The sequence below is a fragment of the Altererythrobacter sp. Root672 genome (genome assembly GCF_001427865.1).
Lineage (GTDB): Bacteria > Pseudomonadota > Alphaproteobacteria > Sphingomonadales > Sphingomonadaceae > Croceibacterium_A.
The window spans coordinates 405,751-427,205 of record NZ_LMHH01000001.1; the positions used below are offsets into that span (position 1 = coordinate 405,751).

The 21,455-nt window shown below is 65.0% G+C and carries 22 protein-coding genes; 14 read left to right on the forward strand and 8 right to left on the reverse strand.

All coding sequences use genetic code 11. The annotated features are described in order from the left end of the window. Positions 1–7 precede the first annotated feature (7 nt). Both ASD76_RS01975 and ASD76_RS01980 read left to right on the forward strand, forming a co-directional pair. Entirely contained in the window at positions 8–1,354 is a 1,347-nt protein-coding gene (locus ASD76_RS01975; protein ID WP_055922801.1) for a PQQ-like beta-propeller repeat protein, read from the forward strand. 52 nt (positions 1,355–1,406) lie between these two features. Further along, positions 1,407–2,759, forward strand: a complete 1,353-nt coding sequence (locus ASD76_RS01980; protein ID WP_055917739.1) for a methyltransferase family protein — start codon at positions 1,407–1,409, stop codon at positions 2,757–2,759. Position 2,760: 1 nt separating this feature from the next. On the opposite strand, the gene ubiA is transcribed toward ASD76_RS01980, so the two are convergent. Beyond that, a complete protein-coding gene (gene ubiA / locus ASD76_RS01985) occupies positions 2,761–3,663 on the reverse strand; it encodes a 4-hydroxybenzoate octaprenyltransferase (RefSeq protein WP_055917742.1) in 903 nt (300 codons plus the stop codon). Between the two features lie 46 nt (positions 3,664–3,709). On the opposite strand from ubiA, the gene ASD76_RS01990 reads away from it, so the two are divergent. The 6 genes from ASD76_RS01990 to soxR all read left to right on the forward strand — a co-directional run bounded on the left by ASD76_RS01990 (position 3,710) and on the right by soxR (position 8,331). Next, positions 3,710–4,411 (forward strand): DNA alkylation repair protein, encoded by a 702-nt coding sequence (locus ASD76_RS01990; protein ID WP_200943029.1) that lies wholly within the window; start codon positions 3,710–3,712, stop codon positions 4,409–4,411. Positions 4,412–4,431: 20 nt separating this feature from the next. Continuing rightward, positions 4,432–5,175 (forward strand): 16S rRNA (uracil(1498)-N(3))-methyltransferase, encoded by a 744-nt coding sequence (locus ASD76_RS01995; protein WP_055917745.1) that lies wholly within the window; start codon positions 4,432–4,434, stop codon positions 5,173–5,175. 61 nt (positions 5,176–5,236) lie between these two features. Next, the gene (locus tag ASD76_RS02000) at positions 5,237–6,607 is read left to right on the forward strand and encodes a glutamate--cysteine ligase (protein WP_055917748.1); all 1,371 of its coding nucleotides are present in this window, start codon (positions 5,237–5,239) and stop codon (positions 6,605–6,607) included. Between the two features lie 32 nt (positions 6,608–6,639). Next, entirely contained in the window at positions 6,640–7,416 is a 777-nt protein-coding gene (gene ppk2 / locus ASD76_RS02005; RefSeq protein ID WP_055917752.1) for a polyphosphate kinase 2, read from the forward strand. Further along, positions 7,413–7,712, forward strand: a complete 300-nt coding sequence (locus ASD76_RS02010; protein WP_055917756.1) for a putative quinol monooxygenase — start codon at positions 7,413–7,415, stop codon at positions 7,710–7,712. Before ppk2 ends, ASD76_RS02010 begins: the two co-directional genes overlap by 4 nt. A gap of 178 nt (positions 7,713–7,890) precedes the next feature. Next, positions 7,891–8,331 (forward strand): redox-sensitive transcriptional activator SoxR, encoded by a 441-nt coding sequence (gene soxR, locus ASD76_RS02015; RefSeq protein WP_055917759.1) that lies wholly within the window; start codon positions 7,891–7,893, stop codon positions 8,329–8,331. 220 nt (positions 8,332–8,551) lie between these two features. On the opposite strand, the gene ASD76_RS02020 is transcribed toward soxR, so the two are convergent. Then, positions 8,552–8,920 carry a VOC family protein gene (locus tag ASD76_RS02020; RefSeq protein WP_055917762.1) on the reverse strand — a complete coding sequence of 123 codons (369 nt, stop codon included), beginning with the start codon at positions 8,918–8,920 and terminating at the stop codon, positions 8,552–8,554. A 487-nt stretch (positions 8,921–9,407) separates the two neighbouring features. On the opposite strand from ASD76_RS02020, the gene ASD76_RS18720 reads away from it, so the two are divergent. Next, complete coding sequence (locus ASD76_RS18720) at positions 9,408–9,542, forward strand: hypothetical protein (RefSeq protein ID WP_268760297.1); 135 nt, start codon at positions 9,408–9,410, stop codon at positions 9,540–9,542. Positions 9,543–9,683: 141 nt separating this feature from the next. Here the strand turns inward: ASD76_RS18720 and ASD76_RS02025 are convergent, their stop codons facing one another. The 4 genes from ASD76_RS02025 to ASD76_RS02040 form a co-directional block, all read right to left on the reverse strand. Next, positions 9,684–13,109 (reverse strand): chromosome segregation SMC family protein, encoded by a 3,426-nt coding sequence (locus ASD76_RS02025; RefSeq protein ID WP_055917764.1) that lies wholly within the window; start codon positions 13,107–13,109, stop codon positions 9,684–9,686. A gap of 124 nt (positions 13,110–13,233) precedes the next feature. Further along, complete coding sequence (locus tag ASD76_RS02030; protein WP_055917768.1) at positions 13,234–13,977, reverse strand: thioredoxin domain-containing protein; 744 nt, start codon at positions 13,975–13,977, stop codon at positions 13,234–13,236. A 42-nt stretch (positions 13,978–14,019) separates the two neighbouring features. Further along, complete coding sequence (locus ASD76_RS02035; protein ID WP_055917770.1) at positions 14,020–14,706, reverse strand: thioredoxin domain-containing protein; 687 nt, start codon at positions 14,704–14,706, stop codon at positions 14,020–14,022. After that, on the reverse strand, positions 14,703–15,248 hold the full coding sequence (locus tag ASD76_RS02040; RefSeq protein ID WP_156457509.1) for a DUF721 domain-containing protein: 546 nt from the start codon (positions 15,246–15,248) through the stop codon (positions 14,703–14,705). The genes ASD76_RS02035 and ASD76_RS02040 overlap by 4 nt, the downstream gene beginning before the upstream one ends. Positions 15,249–15,262: 14 nt before the next feature. On the opposite strand from ASD76_RS02040, the gene ASD76_RS02045 reads away from it, so the two are divergent. The 4 genes from ASD76_RS02045 to ASD76_RS02060 all read left to right on the forward strand — a co-directional run bounded on the left by ASD76_RS02045 (position 15,263) and on the right by ASD76_RS02060 (position 19,456). Then, positions 15,263–16,291: an A/G-specific adenine glycosylase gene (locus ASD76_RS02045; protein WP_055917773.1), complete on the forward strand. Its 1,029-nt coding sequence runs from the start codon at positions 15,263–15,265 to the stop codon at positions 16,289–16,291. Positions 16,292–16,538: 247 nt separating this feature from the next. Next, positions 16,539–17,495 (forward strand): alpha/beta fold hydrolase, encoded by a 957-nt coding sequence (locus tag ASD76_RS02050; RefSeq protein WP_055917776.1) that lies wholly within the window; start codon positions 16,539–16,541, stop codon positions 17,493–17,495. Between the two features lie 115 nt (positions 17,496–17,610). Continuing rightward, positions 17,611–18,669 carry a hypothetical protein gene (locus tag ASD76_RS02055; protein ID WP_055917778.1) on the forward strand — a complete coding sequence of 353 codons (1,059 nt, stop codon included), beginning with the start codon at positions 17,611–17,613 and terminating at the stop codon, positions 18,667–18,669. A gap of 340 nt (positions 18,670–19,009) precedes the next feature. After that, entirely contained in the window at positions 19,010–19,456 is a 447-nt protein-coding gene (locus tag ASD76_RS02060) for a hypothetical protein (protein ID WP_156457510.1), read from the forward strand. A gap of 44 nt (positions 19,457–19,500) precedes the next feature. On the opposite strand, the gene ASD76_RS02065 is transcribed toward ASD76_RS02060, so the two are convergent. Continuing rightward, positions 19,501–20,475 carry a GGDEF domain-containing protein gene (locus tag ASD76_RS02065; protein ID WP_055917784.1) on the reverse strand — a complete coding sequence of 325 codons (975 nt, stop codon included), beginning with the start codon at positions 20,473–20,475 and terminating at the stop codon, positions 19,501–19,503. Between the two features lie 241 nt (positions 20,476–20,716). On the opposite strand from ASD76_RS02065, the gene ASD76_RS02070 reads away from it, so the two are divergent. Next, positions 20,717–21,148 carry a hypothetical protein gene (locus tag ASD76_RS02070; RefSeq protein WP_156457511.1) on the forward strand — a complete coding sequence of 144 codons (432 nt, stop codon included), beginning with the start codon at positions 20,717–20,719 and terminating at the stop codon, positions 21,146–21,148. 56 nt (positions 21,149–21,204) lie between these two features. Here ASD76_RS02070 and ASD76_RS02075 read toward each other — a convergent pair whose 3' ends face one another. Continuing rightward, the gene (locus ASD76_RS02075) at positions 21,205–21,426 is read right to left on the reverse strand and encodes a hypothetical protein (RefSeq protein ID WP_055917790.1); all 222 of its coding nucleotides are present in this window, start codon (positions 21,424–21,426) and stop codon (positions 21,205–21,207) included. Between the last annotated feature and the right edge of the window lie 29 nt (positions 21,427–21,455).

Sequence of the window (21,455 nt, forward strand, 5' to 3'; positions counted from 1 at the left end):
CCGATTGATGCCTAAGACTTCGCGTCTCACTACCCACGCTCGCTATCTCGCGCTGCCCTTGCTGGCGATCGCGCTTGCCGGCTGCGGTGCACTCGGCGGCAAGGATAAGCCCGGCACGCCGACCGTCGGCAATCGCACGCCGATCCTTTCGCGCATTTCGAACGATGTGAAGGCAGACCCGACGCTCGCCTCGATCACGGTCGTGCTGCCACCCGCGCAGACCAATGCCGACTGGCCGCAGGCTGGTGGCAACGCGTCGAAGACCGCTGGGCACGTCGCGCTTTCCGCCACTCCGACCCAGGCCTGGGTAGCGACGATCCCCGGATCGACCTCCGCACGCCGTCTGGCCGCTGCACCGGTCGTTGGAAGCGGAACGCTGTTCGCGGTTGATACGGCCGGCTCGGTCCATGCCTTCGACGCGACCACCGGAGCTTCGCGTTGGGTGCACCAGATCCAGGTCGCCAACGAGCTTCGCAACGCGGCATTCGGCGGCGGGGTGAGCTACTTCGAAGGCCGGGTCTACGCCACTAACGGCGCCGGCTACGTCGTTGCACTTGATGCAACGACCGGTTCGGAACTCTGGCGCGTCAGGCCGGCTGGTCCGCTGCGTGGATCGCCGACGATTGCTTTCAACACCGTTTACGTGATGACGCAGGACAACCAGATCCATGCGCTGAATATCGCTGACGGCAGCCCGATCTGGCAGGATGCGGCCGCAACCGGTGAATCCGGCGTGTTCGGCGTAGCGGCTCCGGCTGCCGGCCAGGGCACGGTCATTGCCGGCTATTCGCAGGGCGAACTCGTCGCCTACCGTTACGAGAACGGCCGCAACTTGTGGTCGGACGCCCTGTCGCGGACCTCGATCTCGACGCAGGTCGGTACCCTGACCGACGTCGACGCCGACCCGATCATCGCCGATGGCCGCGTTTACGCGCTTGGCCAGGGTGGTCGCATGGCGGCTTACGAACTGGTGACCGGCCAGCGCCTGTGGGAACTGAGCCTGGCGGGTATCTCCACCCCCGTCATCGCCGGCGAGTGGATTTTCACCCTCACCGACGATTCGCGCATGCTCGCGATCGCCCGCAACACCGGCAAGGTGCGCTGGGTCGTCCAGCTGCCGCACTGGCGCAATCCAGAGAAGGAAACGGGCCCGATCTTCTGGACCGGTCCGGTCCTGGCCAACAATCGCCTGTGGATCGCCAGCTCTGAGGGCGAGGTCCAGTCGGTGGATGTGACGAACGGTTCGGTGACTCCGTTCACCAAGCTGAACAGCCCGGTCTCCCTGCCGCCGATCGTGGCCGGTGGAACGATGTACATCCTCGACGACGGCGGCCGCATCACCGCTTGGCGGTAATCCGCAGCCAGGCGTTACCGGGCCTTTAACCGTTGTGAGCTAGGGCGCGCCTATGAGCGCGTCCTCCTCAACGCCTGCACAACGCCCTGCGAGCGACGTTTCGCCGTGGGTCGGCCTGGTCGGCGTCATGACGCTGCTCGGGTGGATTGCGTTTGCCCGGCTGTGGCCGGAAATCTCCACCGCGTTCGACCTTCCCGTGAGGCGCGAGGTCTTGTCGGGGCCGCATTCCGCACTCGTGGCGATGATTCTTTCCGGCCTCGCCATGGCTGCGTGGTCATTGTTCGTCGACAAGGTGCATCGCCGCCCTTCGACCGGCATCGACTGGAGCCGCCCGCGCCCGCTCTCGTCCGTCATCGAGGTCTCATTGACCAAGATCGCAGGCCTCTGGGCGACCTGGATCGTCATCGGCGCCTTCTATTGCCTCGGGCGGTGGTACTGGAGCGGGCAGTACCTGTTCGCCATGGACGTGATCTTTTCGGCAGCGATCCCGCTGTTTGCCCTGTCCGTCCCCTACGTGCTGTGGCTCGATCGCTACCTGAAGGAGCCGCGCGACCACGCCTGGCACTTCGGCGCCATGTTCATGAGCCGCGAGCCGTGGGACGCCGGTGAGGTCAAACGCCACTGGCGCGCATGGATCATCAAGGGCTTCTTCTGCGCGTTCATGATCTCGATCCTGCCACCGGGCTTTGCCGGCGTAGTGGAGGCCGACTTCGGCGCCATGGTTCACGACCCGGCACAGCTTGGCGGTCGGCTGTTCGAGTTGCTGTTCGTGATCGATGTGCAGATCGGCACCGTCGGTTACCTGCTGACACTGCGCCCACTCGACGCGCATATCCGCAGCGGCAATCCGTTCCTCGCCGGTTGGGTCGCTGCGCTGATCTGTTACCCGCCCGTGGTTCTCGTGATGATGGGGGGCAGCGGCATCCTGCAATACGAATACCAGACCGCTGGTTGGGGGCATTGGCTGGCGGGCTACGATGTGCTGCTGTGGGCCTGGGCGGCAATGCTGCTGACCCTGACCGCGATATATGCCTGGGCGACTTTCGCGTTCGGCATCCGCTTTTCCAACCTCACTTATCGCGGCGTGCTGACCGACGGGCCGTACCGCTTCACGCGGCATCCGGCTTACGTGTCCAAGAACCTGTTCTGGTGGCTTTCGGCCATGCCTTTCCTGGTGACTAGCGGGTCGCTGTTGGAGGCCGTGCGCAACACGGTGTTCCTCGGCGTCATCAGCGCGATCTACTACTGGCGCGCCCGGACCGAGGAGGCGCATCTCCTGTCCGAGGACGCGAAGTACCGCGAGTACCATTCGTGGATGGCCGAACACGGCCTCATCACTGCGCCACTGACGCGCCTGCTATCACGAGCGCGTCCGCGCCGCTTGCAGGTGCAGCCGGCGGAGTAATTCAGGCGTTGCCGACCACCAGGCAGGCGGCGGCGACCAACAGTCCGGCGAACCGGTTGGAGCGGAACCGCGCCAGCGGGTTGTCCGGGTCGGTCGGATCGAGCGTGAAGGCCTGCCACATCAGGTGCAGCGCGACGGGCAGCAACGCGACCAAGGCGACCCAGTCTTCCCGCAACAGCCAGAAGGCGAGGCCCCACAGGCTCAGCGCCAGGGCATAGAACGCGATCACGCCTGCCTGCACGTTGGCGCCCAGCCGCAGCGCGCTAGAGCGGATACCGACCAGCGCGTCGTCCTCTCGGTCCTGCAGGGCGTAGATCGTGTCGTAGCCGATGCACCAGAAGATGCTCCCGGCGTAGAGCGCAGCGAGCACGTCCAGCCGGTCGGAGCGCATGGCGACCCAGCCTACCGGCGCACCCCAGGTGAACACCAAACCAAGCCACGCCTGGGGCCACCAGGTGATCCGTTTCATGAAGGGATAAGCAGCGACGAGGCCAAGGCTCGCCAGCGCCACGATCTGCGCTTCGAGCCGCAGTTGGAACAACACCACCAGTCCCACGCCGCACAGCACGAACAGCCACACCCATGCGGCCTTGGCACTCACTCGCCCGCTCGCGACAGGGCGGCTGGCGGTGCGCGCAACCTGCCGGTCGAGATCGGCGTCGACCACGTCGTTATAAACGCACCCGGCCCCACGCATGGCGATAGCGCCGAGCAGGAGCCATAGGATCAGCTGCCATTGCAGGCCGCTGCCCGTCAGCCACACACCCCAGGCACAGGGCCAGAACAGCAGCCACCAACCAATCGGCCGGTCGAACCTCGCCAGCAGCGCGAAGTCGCGCAGCCGTTGCGGCAGGCGGGCGACTAGGCCCTTGTGTTCGCTGTCGGGGACGATGGCTTCGGTCATGCGCGACGCCCTATAAGATTCGCGAGGTTAGGGCTAGGAGAGCGGCATGCCGCCCGCGAAGTCCGAAATGGCCGTTACCTTGCGTGCGGCGCTTGTCGAAGCAGCTGATCCTTCGCGTGCGCCCGGCATGCAGGCCTACATGAAATCGGCCATGCCCTACCTCGGCGTTTCGGCGGTGCCCTTGCGCAAGGTGTGCCGGAACCTCTTCGCCGGACTGTCCTGGGCCGACAGCGACGCCTGGCAAGCTGAGGTGCTGGCGATCTGGCGCGGCGCCGAATTTCGCGAGGAGCGCTACGCCGCGATCGAACTCACCGGGGTGCGCGGTGCGCGCGCTTTCCAGCGGCTCGATGCCCTCGGAATGTACGAGGAAATGATCGTGAGCGGCGCCTGGTGGGACTACGTCGATGCCATCGTCGGCCAGCGCTTCTGGCCGATCCTCAAGACCGAGGGCGAGCCGATGAAGCAAACCATGCTCGCCTGGAGCACTGACGACAACATGTGGAAGCGGCGCAGCGCGATCCTCTGCCAGCTCAAGGGCAAGCAGGAGACCGATCTCGACCTGCTCTATGCCTGCATCGAGCCCTCGCTGGATTCGAAGGCGTTCTTCCTGCGCAAGGCGATCGGCTGGGCGCTGCGGCAATATGCCTGGACCGATCCCGCGGAAGTCCGTCGCTACGTCGCCGAGAAGGCCGACAGTCTCAGCGGCCTGAGCCAGCGCGAGGCGTTGAAGAATATTGCGGTGAACTAGGACGCGGGTAGTAGGTGCAAATGCCCGCCACACCCGCCTGGCCCCCGCGCAGCGCGCCGCGCCTGTTCGTACCTGGACCTTTGACCGAGGGAGGTGTGGTCACGCTCGACGGACCGCAGGCCCATTACCTGCTGCGGGTGATGCGCGTGGCAGAAGGCGACGCAGTGATCCTGTGTGACGATCTGACCGGCGAATGGGCGGGCAAGGTGACCCAGGCCGGCAAGCGCGACCTCACGCTCGATCTCGTCGAGCGCTTGCGCCCGCGCGAACAGGTGCCGGACTTGTGGCTCTGTGCCGCGCTGCTCAAGAAGGATCGGTTCGATCTCGTGCTCGAAAAGGCGACCGAGCTTGGCGTGCGGCGCATCCAGCCCGTGCTGATGCGGCGGTGCGTGGCCGATAAGCTCAACCTCGAACGGGCGCGTGCAGTCGTGACCGAAGCGGCCGAACAATGTGCTCGGACGGCGCTGCCTGAACTCGCTGAGCCGGTGAAGCTCGACGCCCTGCTGCGCGACTGGCCAGCGGAGCGGACATTGTTCTTCGCCGATGAACTTGGCGGCGGCCCGGCCGCCGCGGCCTTTGCCGCGCATCTGGGACCGGCGGCGTTGCTCGTCGGGCCCGAAGGTGGCTTCGATGACGCCGAACGAGAGGCCGTGCGAGCCGCTCCGCAAGCGCGCCCGATCACGCTCGGCCCGCGTATCCTGCGCGGCGAAACGGCTGCGATTGCGGCCACCGCCGTGTGGATGGGAAGCATCGGTGATTGGTAGATTCCCGTAGCCATGCAAATTGCGCTGGCGCGGTTCGCAAGGCTCGCCTAACGGCCCGGCCATGAGTACGCGCAAGACGTCCGAAGGGGAGGAACTGCGGATCGAGCGGCGTGAGCAGCTCGTCGAACCCATGCAGGCGGGCGAAAAGCCCATCATCAACTGGCGCATCGGCACCGAGCACGAAAAGCTGGTCTTCTCGCTGACTGATCATCACGCCCCCTCCTATGAAGAACCGGGCGGCATCCACTCGCTGCTGTTCGCTCTGACGCGCTACGGCTGGAAGCCGGTCTACGAGGGCGAGAACGTCATCGCGCTCGAAGGGCCTGACGGCAACGTCAGCCTCGAACCCGCAGGCCAGCTCGAACTTTCCGGCGCCCCGCTCGACAACTTGCACCAGACTTGCGCCGAGACCGGCCGCCATCTGGAGCAGGTCAAGGAAGTCGGCGAGGCGCTGGGCGTGGGTTACCTCGGCCTCGGCATGTGGCCCGACAAGCGGCGTGATGAGCTGCCGATAATGCCCAAGGGCCGCTACGAGATCATGCTGCGGCACATGCCGCGCGTGGGCTCGATGGGGCTCGACATGATGCTGCGGACTTGCACGATCCAGGTGAACCTGGACTACGCCTCCGAAGCCGACATGGTGAAGAAGTTCCGCGTCGGCCTGGCTCTGCAGCCGCTGGCCACCGCGTTGTTCGCCAATTCGCCGTTCACCGAGGACAAGCCCAACGGCTTCCTCAGCTATCGCAGCCACATCTGGTCGGACACCGATCCGCACCGCACCGGCATGCTGCCGTTCGTGTTCGAGGACGGTTTCGGATACGAACGCTATGTCGACTACATGCTCGACGTGCCGATGTATTTCGTGTTCCGTGACGGCAAGTACATCGACGCCGCCGGACAGAGCTTCCGCGACTTCATGCAAGGCCGCCTGCCGGCGCTGCCGGGCGAACTGCCGACCGCTAGCGACTGGACCGATCACCTTTCCACCGCATTCCCCGAGGTCCGGCTCAAGAGCTTCCTCGAGATGCGCGGTGCCGATGGCGGCCCGTGGAACCGGATCTGTGCGCTGCCAGCGCTGTGGGTCGGCCTGCTTTACGATGGCGCCGCGCTCGATGCGGCGTGGGACCTGGTCAAGAACTGGTCGATGGACGAGCGCGAGGCGCTGCGTAATGCGGTGCCCAAGCTCGCGCTCGACGCACCGATACCGGGCGGCGGTATCTTGCGCGACCTCGCGGGCCCTGCGCTCGAGATCGCCAGCGCCGGGCTCAACGCTCGCGCGCGGTTCAACGCTGGCGGCGATAGCGAAGCCGGTTTTCTCGAACCGCTTCAGGAGATTGTCGCAAGCGGCAAGGTTCCGGCCCAGCGCCTGCTCGACAAGTTCCACGGCGAGTGGGGTCAGGACATTTCCCGGGTTTACGAAGAGAGCTTCTAGCGCCGATACAGCAGCTTGCCGGAGGTCATTCGATGAGCAAGCTCAAGCGTAAGGACTACGAAGAAGCCCTCAAGCCGATGCAGCGCGAGCTGATCGAGCTTGCCCGCTGGGTCAAGCATACCGGCGCGCGCGTCGTGGTGCTGTTCGAAGGGCGGGACAGCGCGGGGAAGGGCGGGGCAGTCAATGCTATCAGCCGGCACCTCAATCCTCGGCAATGCCACATCGTTGCCCTCGGAACCCCGACCGAGCGCGAGGCGGGCCAGTGGTACTTCCAACGCTACGTCACGCACCTGCCCGCGGCCGGGGAAATCGTGCTGTTCGACCGCAGCTGGTACAACCGCGCCGGGGTTGAGCATGTCATGGGCTTCGCGACGCCCGCTCAGGTCGACGCGTTCCTGAAGGTGACGCCAGTGTTCGAGAAGCTGCTCGTCGATGACGGCGTATTGCTGCTCAAGTATTGGCTGTGTTGTGACCAGGACAAGCAGGAGGAACGGTTCGCCGAGCGGGCCGAGGATCCCCTGAAGGGCTGGAAGCTCTCGCCGATCGATATCACCGCGCGCGAACAATACGAAGACTACACCCGCGCTCGCGAAGCAATGCTGCGCGCCACGCATACCGAGCATGCGCCATGGACCCTGGTTGATTTCAACAACCAACGGATTGGCCGTCTGACGCTTATCCAGGACCTGCTCCAGCGTGTTCCTGATACCAGGGTCCAGGACATCCCGGTCGAGCTGCCTCCGCTCATCCGCAAGCCGAGCGAGGAGACCTTTGGAATCCTGAAACCCCTGCCGGATTACGAGCCTTGATCGCAGTCCTCGGTACCTTCCGCTTCCCCGCCGAGGCGCTTGCCGAAGCCCGACCGCTGATGCGCGCGGTGATCGAGGCGACGCTCGTCGAGACCGGATGCCGGACATACTCCTATGCGGAGGACGTGGCCGAAGCGGGCCTGTTCCGGGTGACCGAAATCTGGGACAGCCGGGAGGCATTGTCAGCCCACTTCGAGACCGACCACATGCGCCGGTGGAGCGAGCAACGGGCGGCTCTGGGGTTCTTCGACCGGCGCATCATGCTTTACGAGTTGGGCGGGTCGATAGAACTTTAGTTCGGGCGTTCTGAGCGGTTCGTTCATTGGCGGCCTCGTCCTGCTGGCAATATTTGGCAATAAACCCTTGTTTTAGCGAGCAATTCACGCTCACTTGCGGGAGCTGGCGAATCATTCCGCTTGCTCCTTGTGCAACCTCAAGCTAACTTGAGGTCAAACGAAAACAGGTGGGTTCGCCATGGTGGAAGACCGCTTCATAACGATTGGCCAGCTTGCCGCGCGCACGGGCGTCGCGGTGTCGGCGATCCGCTATTACGAAGACAAGGGGCTGCTCCAGGCGCTGCGCACAGGGGGCAATCAGCGTCGCTTCCTGCGCTCTGACATTCGCCGGGTGAGCTTCATTCTGATCGCTCAGAAACTGGGGCTCGCGCTGTCGGAGATCGAAGGGCAGCTGGCTCAGCTTCCGCAAGGCCGCGCGCCCACGCTGTCGGACTGGCAGCAGATCAGTCGCCGCATGCGGTTCGAGATCGACCAGCGGATCAACTTGCTGACGCGCACCCGCAACCAGCTCGATCAATGCATCGGCTGTGGTTGCCTGAGCCTGCAGAAATGCCAGCTCTACAACAAGGACGACCGCCTCGGAGCCATGGGCGCCGGGCCGCGTGCGATTTTGGGATAAGGGGAGAAAGCGAGCGCGGAAACGGGTCGGCCCAGGGGTTCAGGTTGGACCTAACCGTTAGCTTAGCATGCCGAAGGGGAATCTCCGGTTCCGTGACCTCCGCGCTCGCTGGCCTCGGTAGTCATACTGATATAGTTACGCCCGCGACCATGCTATGCTGAAAGCGCCAGATATTTGGCGTTAGGCGCATCGTGGGTGACTTGTGCCGCCCCGGCACAATTCAGCCGAGCAGTTCGCTAGGCCAGCCAATTCTCACCAGCGTCCCGTCCGGGTCCGAAACCGATACCTCGTACATGCCCCAAGGCTTGTGGGACGGCCCGCCTCCGGGAAGGAGATCGGCAATGCGCGTGGCCAGTCCATCGACGTCTTCGAGGTAAAGGTAGAGGCCATTGGGGTTGCGGCCTGGGACGACCCAGCCCTTGGGTGATTCCGACGACAGGTGCAGCAGCCAACCCTTGCCGTCGCCTAGGATGCGATAGGTGCTGTAGTCGCTGAGGACTTCGAGGCCGAGGCGGGCGTAGAACGCGGTGCTGGCTTCGATGTCGTTGCAGGGCACGATCGCAACCAGGGTGTGGGGGTGAGCGGTCATTGGTGCAAATTACACTAAGGCTCTCGAGCGAGAAATCCTCACTGACTGATGGGTGTGCGGAAGAGAAATTGTGTCACGCGAAGGCGCAAAGATGGGGCGCAGCCTTTTGCTCGCGCTCGCGCTCACACCCGACGACCCTTCGTCATCCCCGCGAACGCGGGGGCCCCAGTCGGCTCTTTGCGCCGGTCCGTCCTGGGTTCCCGCGTTCGCGGGAATGACGAATCTTGGCGGTAGAGAGCAGTCTCTTCGCGCCTTTGCGTGACGCCAACTCTTCTTACTACCTCGATCAAACGTATGGGTGCCGTCGGGAAATCCACTTCGCCTCAAGTTAGGAAGTTCCACCAACATGCGGGATTGCGAGCATTCGTAATCCAGCCTTAAGCGCCATAAACCGCGCAAATACGCCCTTTCGACAGTTTGGCACGGCCTATGCAATGTACTTTGCATCGGCGGAATGACCCGCCAAGTGAAACGAAGGGGATTAGAAATGACCGTTTTTTCAAAGTTCGCCCAGCACGCTTTCGCCGCCATCGGCGCCGTTGCTATCTCGACGATCCTGTGGGCCAATGCTCTGGCGACCCAGGCTTCGGACATTCATTCGGTCGCGGGTATTCTTGCTTAAGCCCGGTCAGCCACCGCAGATCAGAACTCAACCCATCAACCAGAAGGGTACTGCGGATGATTAAACGAACATGCCTAGAAGGCGGCGGAGGACACGGCTCGATCTGAGCACCTCCGCTGCTGGCATAGCCCGCAGCTCCACCTACTCAGCCGCCAGCAGTTCCTCCGCTCCGCCGAGGTCCACGCTCACGAGGCGGCTCACGCCTTTCTCCACCATCGTTACGCCGAACAGGCGATGCATCCGGCTCATGGTCACCGCGTTGTGGGTGACGATGAGGTAGCGGGTCTTCGTTTCGCGCACCATCGCGTCGAGCAGGTCGCAGAACCGATCGATATTGGCATCGTCCAGCGGCGCGTCGACCTCGTCGAGCACGCAGATCGGCGCCGGGTTGGTCAGGAACAACGCAAAGATCAGTGCCACTGCCGTAAGCGCCTGCTCGCCGCCCGATAGCAGCGTCAGCGACTGCAGCCGCTTGCCGGGGGGCTGGGCGTAGATCTCCAGGCCCGCTTCGAGCGGATCGTCGGAATCGACCAGTGCGAGGTGCGCCTGCCCGCCCTCGAACAACCGCGTGAACAGCTGGCGGAAGTGGGTGTCCACCTCCTCGAAGGCGGCGCGCAGCCGCTCGCGGCCTTCGCGGTTGAGGTTGCCGATCGATCCGCGCAGGCGATTGACCGCCTCGGCCAGTTCAGCCTGCTCTGCAACGCTCGCGCCGTGTTCCTGCTCGATCCGCGACAACTCGTCGGCTGCAACTAGGTTGACCGGGCCGATCCGCTCACGTTCGCCGACCAGGCGGTCCATTACCGCGGACTCCTCGCCAGCGCCGGCAACGTCGGCAGGGTCGAATTCGAAGCGGGTGGCGAGCACTGGCGGTGGGCACTGGAAGCGCTCGCCGGAAATGCGCGCCATTTCCTCGCGGCGGGACTCTTCGTTCTCGGCCCGCGCGGCTGAGCCGGCGCGCTCTTCGCGGGCCGTGGCCAGCGCCTCGGCGGCCATCGTCAGCGCGGCGTCGGCGGTGCGACCGGCCTCGCTGGCGGCCGCGACTGCGGTTTCAGCGGCGGCGAGTTCGGTGGCCAGTCGGTCGCGCACGGCCTGACCGCCCTCGATCTCGCGCATGAGCGAAGCAGGCTTGGCAGCGACGATGGCGCGTTCCTCGGCAATCTCGTCGAAGCGCAGACCCATGTCGGACAGGCGCTTGGCGGCGTCGCCGGCGCGGGCTTCCCAGCCCTTGATGTCGGCGCGCTGCGTCGAAACCCGTTCGCGCGCGACGGCTAACGCCTGGTCATGCGCGGCGAGGGCGGCGGCGGTGCTCTGCAGCGTTCCGCGCGAGGCTTCGTTCTTCGCCTGCGCGGCGGCCAGGGCGGCGCGGCCGGTCTCAGGGCCGGGCAGAGTGAGCTTCTTGGCCTGTGCACTCGCCAGTTCCGCTTGAGCCTGCTGGCGTTGTTCGGCGAGGCCCGCCTCGGTCGCAGCCAGTTCCTCGCGGCGAGCGGCAAGGCGTTCACGCGCCGCCTCGGCCTGGTCGAGCGCGCGCAACGCCTGGCGCTCGGCCTCTGCGGCCTGCTGGGCCTCGCGCTCGATGGCGACGAGGGTGCGCTGGAGTTCGGCAAGCTGTTCCTGCGCGATGCGTTGGCTCGCCTCGGCCTCGGTCGCGGCTTCGCGCAAGGCCGGGAGCTGGGCGTCGAGATCGGCAAAGCGGTTCTCGGCCTCAAGCCGGGCGGCCTCTGCCGCGCCTTCACCGCGGGCCAAGAAGCCGTCCCACCGGCGCAGGCGACCGTCGCGGGTGACGAGCCATTCGCCTGGCTTGAGCGTGCGGCCATCGTCGGTCTCGGCGAAATGGACCAACGCGAGCCGCGCGACCAACTGTGGCGGGCAATCGCGAACATGCGCGGCGAGGCTGCCGACCACGGGCGAGGGCGCCTCGGCCCCGCTCCAGTAGCGGCCCTCCGCGTCTCCCGACGGCGCGCCGAGTGGCGCCTTGGCGTCACGCCCAAGGACGGCGGCGAGCGCGCGTTCGTAGCCGGGTTCGGCGGCAACCTTGTCGAGCGCCACGGGCAGACCATGCTTGCCGGCCGCCTGCTTCGCCCGCGCCTCGCGGTCGCGATGGAGCGCTTGCCACTCGCGTTCGATCCCGGCGAGTTCGGCGCGAGCGGTGGCGAGCGTGCTGGCGGCTTCGTCGCGGGCCTTGGCGAGGTCTTCCTTGCGTGCCTGTTCCTCGGAGAGCTTCTCGCGGGTGCGGGCGAGGGACTGCGCGGCATCGTCGACAGCAGACTGAGCGGATACGACGGCCTCGTCAGGGTCGCCTTGAGCGGAAAGGGTGGCGCGCTGGTCTTCAAGCCGCCGAACCTCGTTCTCCAACCGCGCGAGCCGGGCCTCGACTTGGCCGACTTCGGCCAGAGCGATGCGCCACTCGGCCTCGACGCCCGCGTGGTCCGCAGTGGCCTTAGCAAGGGCCAACTCCGCGGCGCGAGAAGCCGCTTCGGCCTGTTCGGCCGCGCGAGTGAACTCGGGCCGTCGCGCCTCGTCGGTTGCGAGCGAAGCTTCACCCTTGGCCAGATCCTCGGCCAGCTTCTTGAGCGCCTCGGCCGCGTCGCGAGTCACCCGATCGGCCTCGCCGCGGTCTTCCTCCAGTCGCTGCTTCTGGCGGTCGAGGTCGGCCAGGCGCTGTTCGGCCGCTTCGAGCTGGCTCGATAGCGCCGCCATGCGGTGACCGTGGGCGCTGGCATCGTCGCGTCGGTCGGCCAGCTCCTCACGCACTTCGGCGAGCTTCTGCGCAGCCGCGGCTTGCTGCTTCTGTGCCTCTTGCGTGAGCTTCTGGGCCAGTTCGACCTTCTGCTCGGCCCCGCGTGCGCTGGCCCGCGCGGCTTCGGCGGCCTGAGCGGCGTCGCGCCAGCGGGCGAACACCAGCCGCGCCTCTGCATGCTGGATCTTGTCGGAGAGGGCCTTGTACCGCTCCGCCTGCTTGGCCTGCCGGCGCAGCGTGGCCATCTGGCTGTCGAGGCCAGCGGCCAGGTCTTCCAGGCGAGCGAGGTTGGCCTCGGTCTGCTTGAGCTTGCTCTCGGCATCGCGCCGGCGGACGTGGAGGCCGGCGATGCCGGCGGCTTCCTCCAGCATCATGCGCCGTTCGGCCGGCTTGGCGGCGATGACGGCGGCGATCTTGCCCTGGCTGACAAGCGCCGGGCTATGCGCGCCCGTGGCGGCGTCGGCGAAGACCAGCGACACGTCCTTGGCCCGCACGTCCCGCCCGTTGACCCGATAGGCGCTGCCCGCACCGCGCTCGATCCGGCGGGTGACCTGCAGTTCCTCGCCATCGTCGCGCACGGCGTCGAGCACGACTTCCGCGAAATCGCGCGGCGGGCGCTGGGCGGTGCCGGCGAAGATTACGTCATCCATCCCGCCAGAGCGCATCGACTTGGGCGAGTTTTCGCCCATGACCCAGCGGATCGCTTCGAGCAGGTTGGACTTGCCGCAGCCATTGGGCCCGACCACGCCGGTGAGGCCGGGTTCGATGCGCAACTCGGACGGCTCGACGAAGCTCTTGAAGCCTGCGAGCTTGAGTTTGCGGATCAGCATTGGACGCCAATGTCCATCGGTCGCAAAAACCCCCTGCGTAAGAGGGAGAGGCTAGACCAACCCGGCAGGCGGAAGAAGCGCGGCGCAGCTGTTTCCACAGCTATACGCCGCGCCATGGTTAACCTCAGCGCGCTCCTGCGGCCTGCAGCGCGGGTTCGAGCACTTCCCAGCTGGTGCCTTCGATGACCTTGCCGTTGAGGATGAAGGTCGGCGTGCCGGTGAGCTTGAGCTCGTCGGCCTGCTTCTGCGACTCTTCAGCCAGCTTCTGGGCCTTGGCCGTATCGGCGAGGCACATCATCGCCTGGTCGCGGCTGATCCCGCGCGCGGCGAAGAAGTCGAACAGGCCGGCAGAATCGGCAATGGCCTGGAAGCGGGTGGCCGGCGGTGACTGCATCGCGGCCTGCACCGCAGCGGCATTGGCCTGCACGTGATCCATGATCGGCGTGAAGTTGGCCCAGGCCTGATTGGCGAGCGGGTGGAACGTCTCTGGCGTGCCGCAGCGGACCAGCATGGCGATCGTCAGGTCCAGCCCGTCGCGGATCAGGTTGCGGACCTCATAGCTGACAATGCCCTTGTTCACGTACTCGTCGAGCGGGCCCGAACCCTTCTGCGAGAACTCGGCGCAGTGCGAGCAGGTGTGGCTGGCGTATTCGACCAGCTTGAGCGGGGCTTCCGGATTGCCAATGCGGAAGCCGCCTTCGGGCGTTTCCACGGCGGTTTCGGCCCAGGTCGTGCCGGCTGGCGCTGCGATGGCGGCGATCGGCTCGCCCTTCGGCGCGCCTTCCTCGGTTTTCTCGCCACACGCGGCAAGCGCGAGCGCCGACGTGGCAGCGAGGATGGCAAACGACACTTGGCGGATGCTGATCATGCGGATTCTCTCTTGCGTGGGTCTATGACTGAAAGGGTGGGCTCAGGACGCGTTGCGGACGAATTCGTCCAGCTGTTTGGCCAGCGCGTCCCAAGAGTGGGTTCCGGGCAGGACAACGCCGTTGACCGCGAAAGTCGGCGTGCTGTCGATGCCGGGCTTTTCCCAGTCCTTGGCTGAGGTTTCGGCCAAGGACTTCACGAAAGCCTCATCGGCCAGGCAGCGGTCGGCTTCCGCTCGCGAGTAACCGCGGCGGGCCATGATGTCGTACAACTTGAAGTCGCTTGCGATGGCGCGCCGACCGGCGGCGCCGGGCGTACGCCAACGTGCCTGCTGAGCCGCTGTCGACTTGGTAAGCGGTTCGATCCACTTGTCCTGGCCGATCATGAAGGCGGAATGGTTCTGCGGGAACTTCGAAACCGGGCCGCAATGCGCCAGGACCGCCACCGTCAGGTCGATCGGATCGCGCAGCAAGTGGCGGACCTCGAGGTTGATCTTGCCTGGAGCGATATAGGCCAGCTTGATCGGCTCTTCCCCCTCGCGGGTGAAGGCCGCGCAATGCGGGCAGGTATAGCTGATGTATTCGACGAGCCTGACCTTGGCGGCCGGGTTGCCGATCACGTGGCTGGTGCCGGTCGCGCTGACCGTGGTGTTCCAGTTGGCGGTGGCACCGCCTGAAGCAAGCGCCGCGACACCAAGCGCAATGGCGGCGGCAATCCTCTTTCCGATCATTCGGACCCCTCTCTCTCGCCGAGGCTGCGAGCGAGCGATTCGAGCACCGCGCGCAACTCCGGATCCCCAATATCGCGCAAGCTGTCGCCCAATTCCATCGGGATTGGCTTGAGCGACGGCGGCGCTGTCCGTGCGCCTTGTGCACGCGGCGGCTTAACCGCGCCTTGCCGTAATTTCACCCGCGCCACCGCCTTGTAGCCGAAGAAGCGGTTCACTCGCTCCATGATCTCGGGGATCAGGTGCTGGATCAGCGGTGCGTGGGCCGGCAGGACGACAAGCTGGAGGATGCCCTCGTTCTTCTCGCCCGGCGGGAAGCGGATCGCCTCTGGGCTGCAGACTTGCGCATGGTGCGGTCCGACGATCTCCGGCCAGCGCGTGACCACGCTCGACTGCACGAAACCGAAGCGGCGGAAGGCGGCGCGCCCGATCTGCGGGACAAGCTCCGCCACCGGCCGGGCAGGGCCTCCTCTAGGGCGTTCGTAAGCCTTGGGCTTAACCCCCTTCTTCTTTTCGCCATCGCGTTCCATGGACGCGAAGCCCATGCCATAGCGGCGCGATGGAGGATAGGGTCCCAGCCGCATTGCTCGAGTGGTACGACGGCCATGCGCGCGCATTTCCGTGGAGAATTTCACCCGGTTCGGCGGAGCGGCCCGACCCCTATCGGGTGTGGCTGTCGGAAGTGATGCTGCAGCAGACCACGACGGCTCATGCCGCGCCCTACTTCGAGAAATTCGCAGCGCGCTGGCCGACTGTTGAAGCGCTGGCCGGGGCGCTCGAGGAAGACATCATGGCCGAGTGGGCGGGGCTGGGGTATTACTCGCGCGCCCGCAATCTCGTCGCCTGCGCCAAAGCGGTGGCGGAAAGAGGTGGGTTTCCCGAGACTGAAGCAGGGCTGCGCCAGCTTCCGGGACTGGGCGCCTATACCGCCGCCGCGGTGGCCGCGATCGCGTTCGGCGAGCCGGCGACGGTGGTGGATGCGAATGTCGAGCGGGTGGTCGCCCGGCTGTTCCTGATCGACGAGCCGCTGCCCGGTGCCCGCAAGGCGATCCGCGCCGCCGCCGAAGAGATCACTCCGCGCGAACGTCCGGGCGATTTCGCGCAGGCGATGATGGACCTCGGGGCCACGATCTGCACGACGCGGGCACCCAAGTGCCTGCTTTGCCCGCTGTCAGCGCCATGCCTTGCCCGTGCGCAGGGAAGGCAGGGGGACCTGCCGGTGAAGGCGCCCAAGAAGGAGAGGCCTGGGCGGACCGGCACGGCGTTCTGGATCGAGCGCAGCGGTCAGGTCTGGCTGGTACGGCGACCCTCGAAGGGCCTGCTCGGCGGCATGCGGGCGCTACCTGACGATGGCTGGAGCGCTCGCAAGGACGGCTCGGAAGAGGCGCCCATCCCCGGGGCGTGGAAGGCCGGCGGCGTGGTGCGCCATGGGTTCACGCACTTTGATCTGGAGCTTGGCCTGGCGATCTATGCCGGGGACAAGTTCAAGGAATTGGTGGACGGCGAATGGTGGCCAATTGCCCGTATCGAGGAAGCGGGATTGCCGACGTTGTTTGCCAAGGCGGCCTTGCTCACGGTGGCAGGTTAGGGGTGGGAAGCAGACGGACCGCTAGCGACCCAAAGTAGACCTCGGGCTTCCAACGGTTGCGATCTTGTTGCAGTCTCTGCCTCAGGGGAGACGGCGGCTCCTCCGCAGCAGTGATGTGGGAGGATCGGGCATGCGCGCAGTTCGGGAAACAGTCTCTCGCTCATTAAAGCTCGCGCTATGTTTGGGGACCCTGCTGGTCATTGGGCCAATTGCGAGCGCCCAGCCGCAGGCGGTTAACGGGCCGCCGGTGGACGAGACACTGACGCCGTACGTCAGCACTGCGGACTCGGTCGAACTGCCCGACGGTCGGATGCTGCACTTCGTGTGCATGGGCGAAGGCTCGCCGACGGTAATCCTCTCTGCCGGACTGGGCGATTTCGCGGGAGTCGCCTGGAGCACCGTCCAACCCGAAATGGCGAAGATCACTCGCGTGTGCTCTTGGGATCGACCGGGCTTTGGTCTCAGTGATGGGACAGTCTCGCCGGTGGACGCGCGATCCCTTGCGGCCGACCTGGAGGCGGCCCTGGCCTCCGGCAAGATGCCAAGTCCCTATGTAATGGTCGGCCATTCTTTCGGCGCAAACGAGAGCCTCCTGTTTACTGACCGGCATCCGGACCAGGTTGTGGGGATGGTGCTGGTCGACCCGTCCATTCCCGACCAGGCGGCCCTGATGCAGCACATCCAACCGGCCGTCGCCCCCGAGCAAAATCCCGTGGTGCAACTGTTCCGCAAGTGCGCCGCCGGCATCCGCGCGGGCACCGCGAAAGCGGGCGGGCCGGACCCGGATCATTGCTTCGACTACCCACCGGTCTGGCCCCTCGCGTTGCGCCAGGCGCTGTCTGCGAAAGTCGCCAATCCGGTGCAGTACGAGACGATGGCCTCGATTGTGGGTTCCGCTAATTCGGGCGTGAGCTCGGGTCAGGTGGTCAATACTTCGCGTAATTACCGCGACATGCCACTGATCGTGCTGACGGCGGGCGACAGGCTGCTGGGGGTTCCGCCCCCGCCCGAAGAGACGAAGGCCTGGCTCCTCGCGGTCGGCGATGTGGCGGACCGGGGCCACGTGGAATTGGCAGCGCTTTCGACCCGCGGCGTGAACACGCGCGTGCCGGACGCTAATCACTACATCCAACGAACGCAGCCGCAGGCCGTGATCGATGCCGTCGCTCAAGTCGTTGGCGAAGCGCGCGCTTCCAGGCGGTAACAACCTATTGCGGCCAGCAGTCGAATGGCCGCGTTCCACCCATGGCGGTCATTCCGACCGGCCTTGCCCTGCGAATTGGGCTGTAATAATATCCATCCCGGAATTGGAGGACTGCATGAAGAGCATGCTTTCCTGGTTTGCAGCGGCAGCGCTGCTAACGCCGCTCACCGCGCAGGCGCGGGACGAGACCAATGTGTTCCGGCCATCGGGCAACTGGACCGCCGATTACGGTAACGACTATTGCCGGCTGATCCGCACGTTCACCGACGGCCAGCGTGAGTTCACCCTCGCGCTCGAACGGCTTCAGCCGGAAGCGCAAGTGCGGCTGATCATGGTCGGCGAAGCCTTGCGGCCGTTCCAGGGTGCCGACCAGATCGGCTACCAGTTCCAGCCGGGAGGCGCCTCGGGCAAGGCGCGCTTCGCCCGCTCGGAGACCGCCGACGGCAGCTTGTACGTCAGCTTCGACCCGATCACGCTGGCGCCGCCGCCGACGTTCACCCACGCGGCGCTCGGCGCAGCATCCTCGCCGCCGCCGATGTACAATCGTGCCGACGAGCAAGCGACCGCGCGCGCGATTACCGGATTCATGCTGACCGAAGGCCTGGTCTCGCCGGTGCGCGTCGAGACCGGTTCGCTCGGCGCACCGATCGAGGCGTTGCAGGCCTGCGCCGACGACTTGCTCACGGTGTGGGGGCTCGACGCCGAGAAGCACAAGACGATGTCCGCGATGCCGATCTTGATCCCCAATCGCAAGGGCGTGCTGCCGCACGACGCGGTACCGTTCAACGAGTTCTACAGGCTCCGCAGCGGCGGACTACAGACGCGGCTGCCGTTAGACAGCGGCGCCAACCAGGTGCGATTGCTAATAGGCACCGACGGCAACGTGACCGAGTGCGCGATCATTTCGCCGTCGCTGGCGGAGTCGCTCAATCACCGGATCTGCAACCTGGCAAAGGAACGGGCCTCGTTCCAGCCGGCCAGGGACGTTGCCGGTCAGCCGATGGCCAGTGTGTGGATCGGTTCGCCGGTGGTCCTCGGCCCCCAGCCCCGCGCGATGTTGGTGCGACAGGGCTGGTATATGCCGGAGCCGCGGCAGGTCCCCGTGCCCGACGTGCCGCAAGTTGTCATTATTGTACCCCCGGGGGCCTTCGGATCGACGCCACCAGGCTCGTAGCACCACCCCCGAGCAGACGATGCCGTGGCGAGGCTCATTTGCAACAAATCCCCCTGGGTCAGATGCAGTCGTTGGTGCGCGATTTTTGGTCCAGGCACCTTTGGCGCAGTGTCTGCTTTCCACCCATTGTGGTCATTGACGCGGAGATGGACCGCAGCAAAGCTCGTCCGATGGACGATCTCCAGGACCCCACACGGCTACCATGGGGTGACTGATGCTGGCGGGGGTATGAAACGTGAACCGAACCATTCTCATATGCTTGTTGCTCATGTCCGGAGCACCGGTGAGCGCTCAAGAACCAGGCGCTGGTCAAGCCACCTCCACGCTTCAGGACGGAGAGGTGAAGATCGAACCAAGATTGGAATCCCAATTCACTTTTCCTGCGAAGACGCTCTTCGAGCTACGCCGTGTCGAGCCGCTCGATTGGACGTGCGAGGTGAAATCGGCCGCCGGCAAGACGTTCAAGTTTGCCGGCCGGTTCGGCAGGCCCGACGATGCAGGTCAAAGGTCCGTTACTCTGAAAGCATCTGAAGTGCTTCCCATAGCGGGCAGCGGTCGCACGGGATGGTTTCAGGCCGACGCGATATCCGGCTCGTTTTGGTTCGAGGTCGCGACCCCACAGGCGAATTTCAAATTCGCGCTGTCAAACATCGCTCTCAACGAGACCGGTTCTATTGTCATCGAGTCTACGGACGCCTGGTCTGCGACCCGCGCGAACAAGTGGAAATCGGAGGCCGTAGGTTTCTGCCAGACGCGCGTGGCTGTCGATGGCGCGCTGCCGCAATAACCGTCACTCAGCGTATCAAGTCGACGCGTGAACCTGGCGCAGCGCTAGGCGGCGATGGAACGGTTTCTACCTTCGGATTTGGCGAGGTAGAGCAGCTTGTCGGCCCGAATGAGCGCGTCCTGGGCGCTCTTGTCGGACTTGTTCACGCTCGTGAGACCGGCCGAGAAGGTAATCGAACCAATCGGCTCATCGGTCTCGCGGAGCTTGTACCGTGTACTGGCAACGTGTTCGCGGGCTTCCTCGATGATGCGTTTTGCCTCGCCGAGTTCGGTGTCCGAGATGATGACCAGGAATTCCTCGCCCCCCCAGCGTCCGACCGGGTGGGGAGCGCAGGCGTGGGAGAGTGCGCTTCCGATCGATTTCAGGACCCGGTCGCCGACCACGTGACCGTATGTGTCGTTGACCGACTTGAATTTGTCGACGTCGCAAATGGCCAGAACATGGGCTCGCTTGGCTTCTGCAAGTTCTGCGAGATGCGAAAGAAGAGCGCGTCGATTGCGCAGGTTTGTCACCGCGTCGCGGTTGGAATCCTCCCGGGCCGCTTCCAGCTCGGTTCTCAAGGTCTGAAGTTCGGCCATGGCTGCAGCGAGGTCGTTTTCTGCCTTGCGGGACCTGTCGAGCATGGTGGCCACGATGGTGGCGACGTTTGCGGGGTCGGCCTTCAGCCGATCATAGTCGCTGCTGAGCTCGTTATTGAAGGCGCCAGCGACAACGGCAGCGTCATTCACGGCGTCAGTGATCTTGAGAGTCTGGTGGCGAAGGGCCCTGGCAATGTCGGGCTCTTCGTTGGTCAGGCCTGCAGGAAGAGCGGTAAGGAACTGCGCGAAAAGCTCGTCCGCGTCCTTTTGCGTGACGCGGATGCCATCGTCGCTGATTTCGGTCAGGGCCTTGTGCAGCGCCGGGTGCGCACCCGAATGGGCCGCGTAACAGAGGGTGTAGTTCTGCGGTGTCGGATCGAGACGATGGTGCCGGAGAAACGCAACCGTCTCTTCCGCTATCTCATGGGGACGCTCAGACATCTGCAAATCCAAACTCGAACCTTTTTGTAACTCGGACAGGCGGCACCGTGAGCACACGCCTGCGCAGCGCCGCCCGGGATATTCTCCCTGGTGACCCACCCTTACAGCGCAGTCGCTAACGAAATCGAAATTGCCTCCACCGGTCTTAACCAGTCTCCGCTACTTTCCATCCACTACCAGTGATGGATGGGCCGGAAACGACGCATTGCGGTCATTCGAAGATTGCAGCTATTCGACAGAAGTGGCTCGCTCGATTGTCTCTTCCGGTATTGCCCTGTGTGCGATGGCGCTGACGACGGCGGCCGGTGCGACAAGTCCAAGAACCGTGTTCTCTGCGCACGATCCCGAAGGCCGCCTGCCAAATACCCACATTCGAGAATTGGGAGACGTGCACGTCCAGGGGGTCACCTACTCGATCTACTATCTGACCTTCGTGAACCCATCTTCGCGCCACGGACAGCAGCGCATCGCCATCATCAGAAATGGCAATCATTTTGCCGGTGCCTATCAATGCCTGCTTGGCGAAGGCGGTGGCAGGCTAGTGATCGGCAAAGACAGGCTGACGGTTTACGAGGGTGGACTGACATTCGTCATCGAGTTCGACAGTCGTGGGCCAACACACAAAGAGAGGACTTTCTGCGGGGAAGGCTCCGGTTGGGAAAATTCAATCTGACTGCCCACGTCCGCTTTCCACCCCTAGCGGACATTCCAACAGCTTCGCGCCTTCGCCTAAATAATCCCGCCGCCCAGCATCAGCCGCACCACCGCGATCGCAAATACGATCAGGCAGAAGTTCCGCCCGCCGTTCGAACGCGACAGCGCGCCTAGTCCGATGCCGACCACGGCAATGGGCAGCACGATCCAGTTGCCCCAACCGAGGAACGGGATGGCCGAAGGGATTGCCAGGACCAGCGCGACAATACCGGTGAGGATCGAGAGCACGTTGAGCATGTGCGTTATATCGCTAATACACTGGGGCT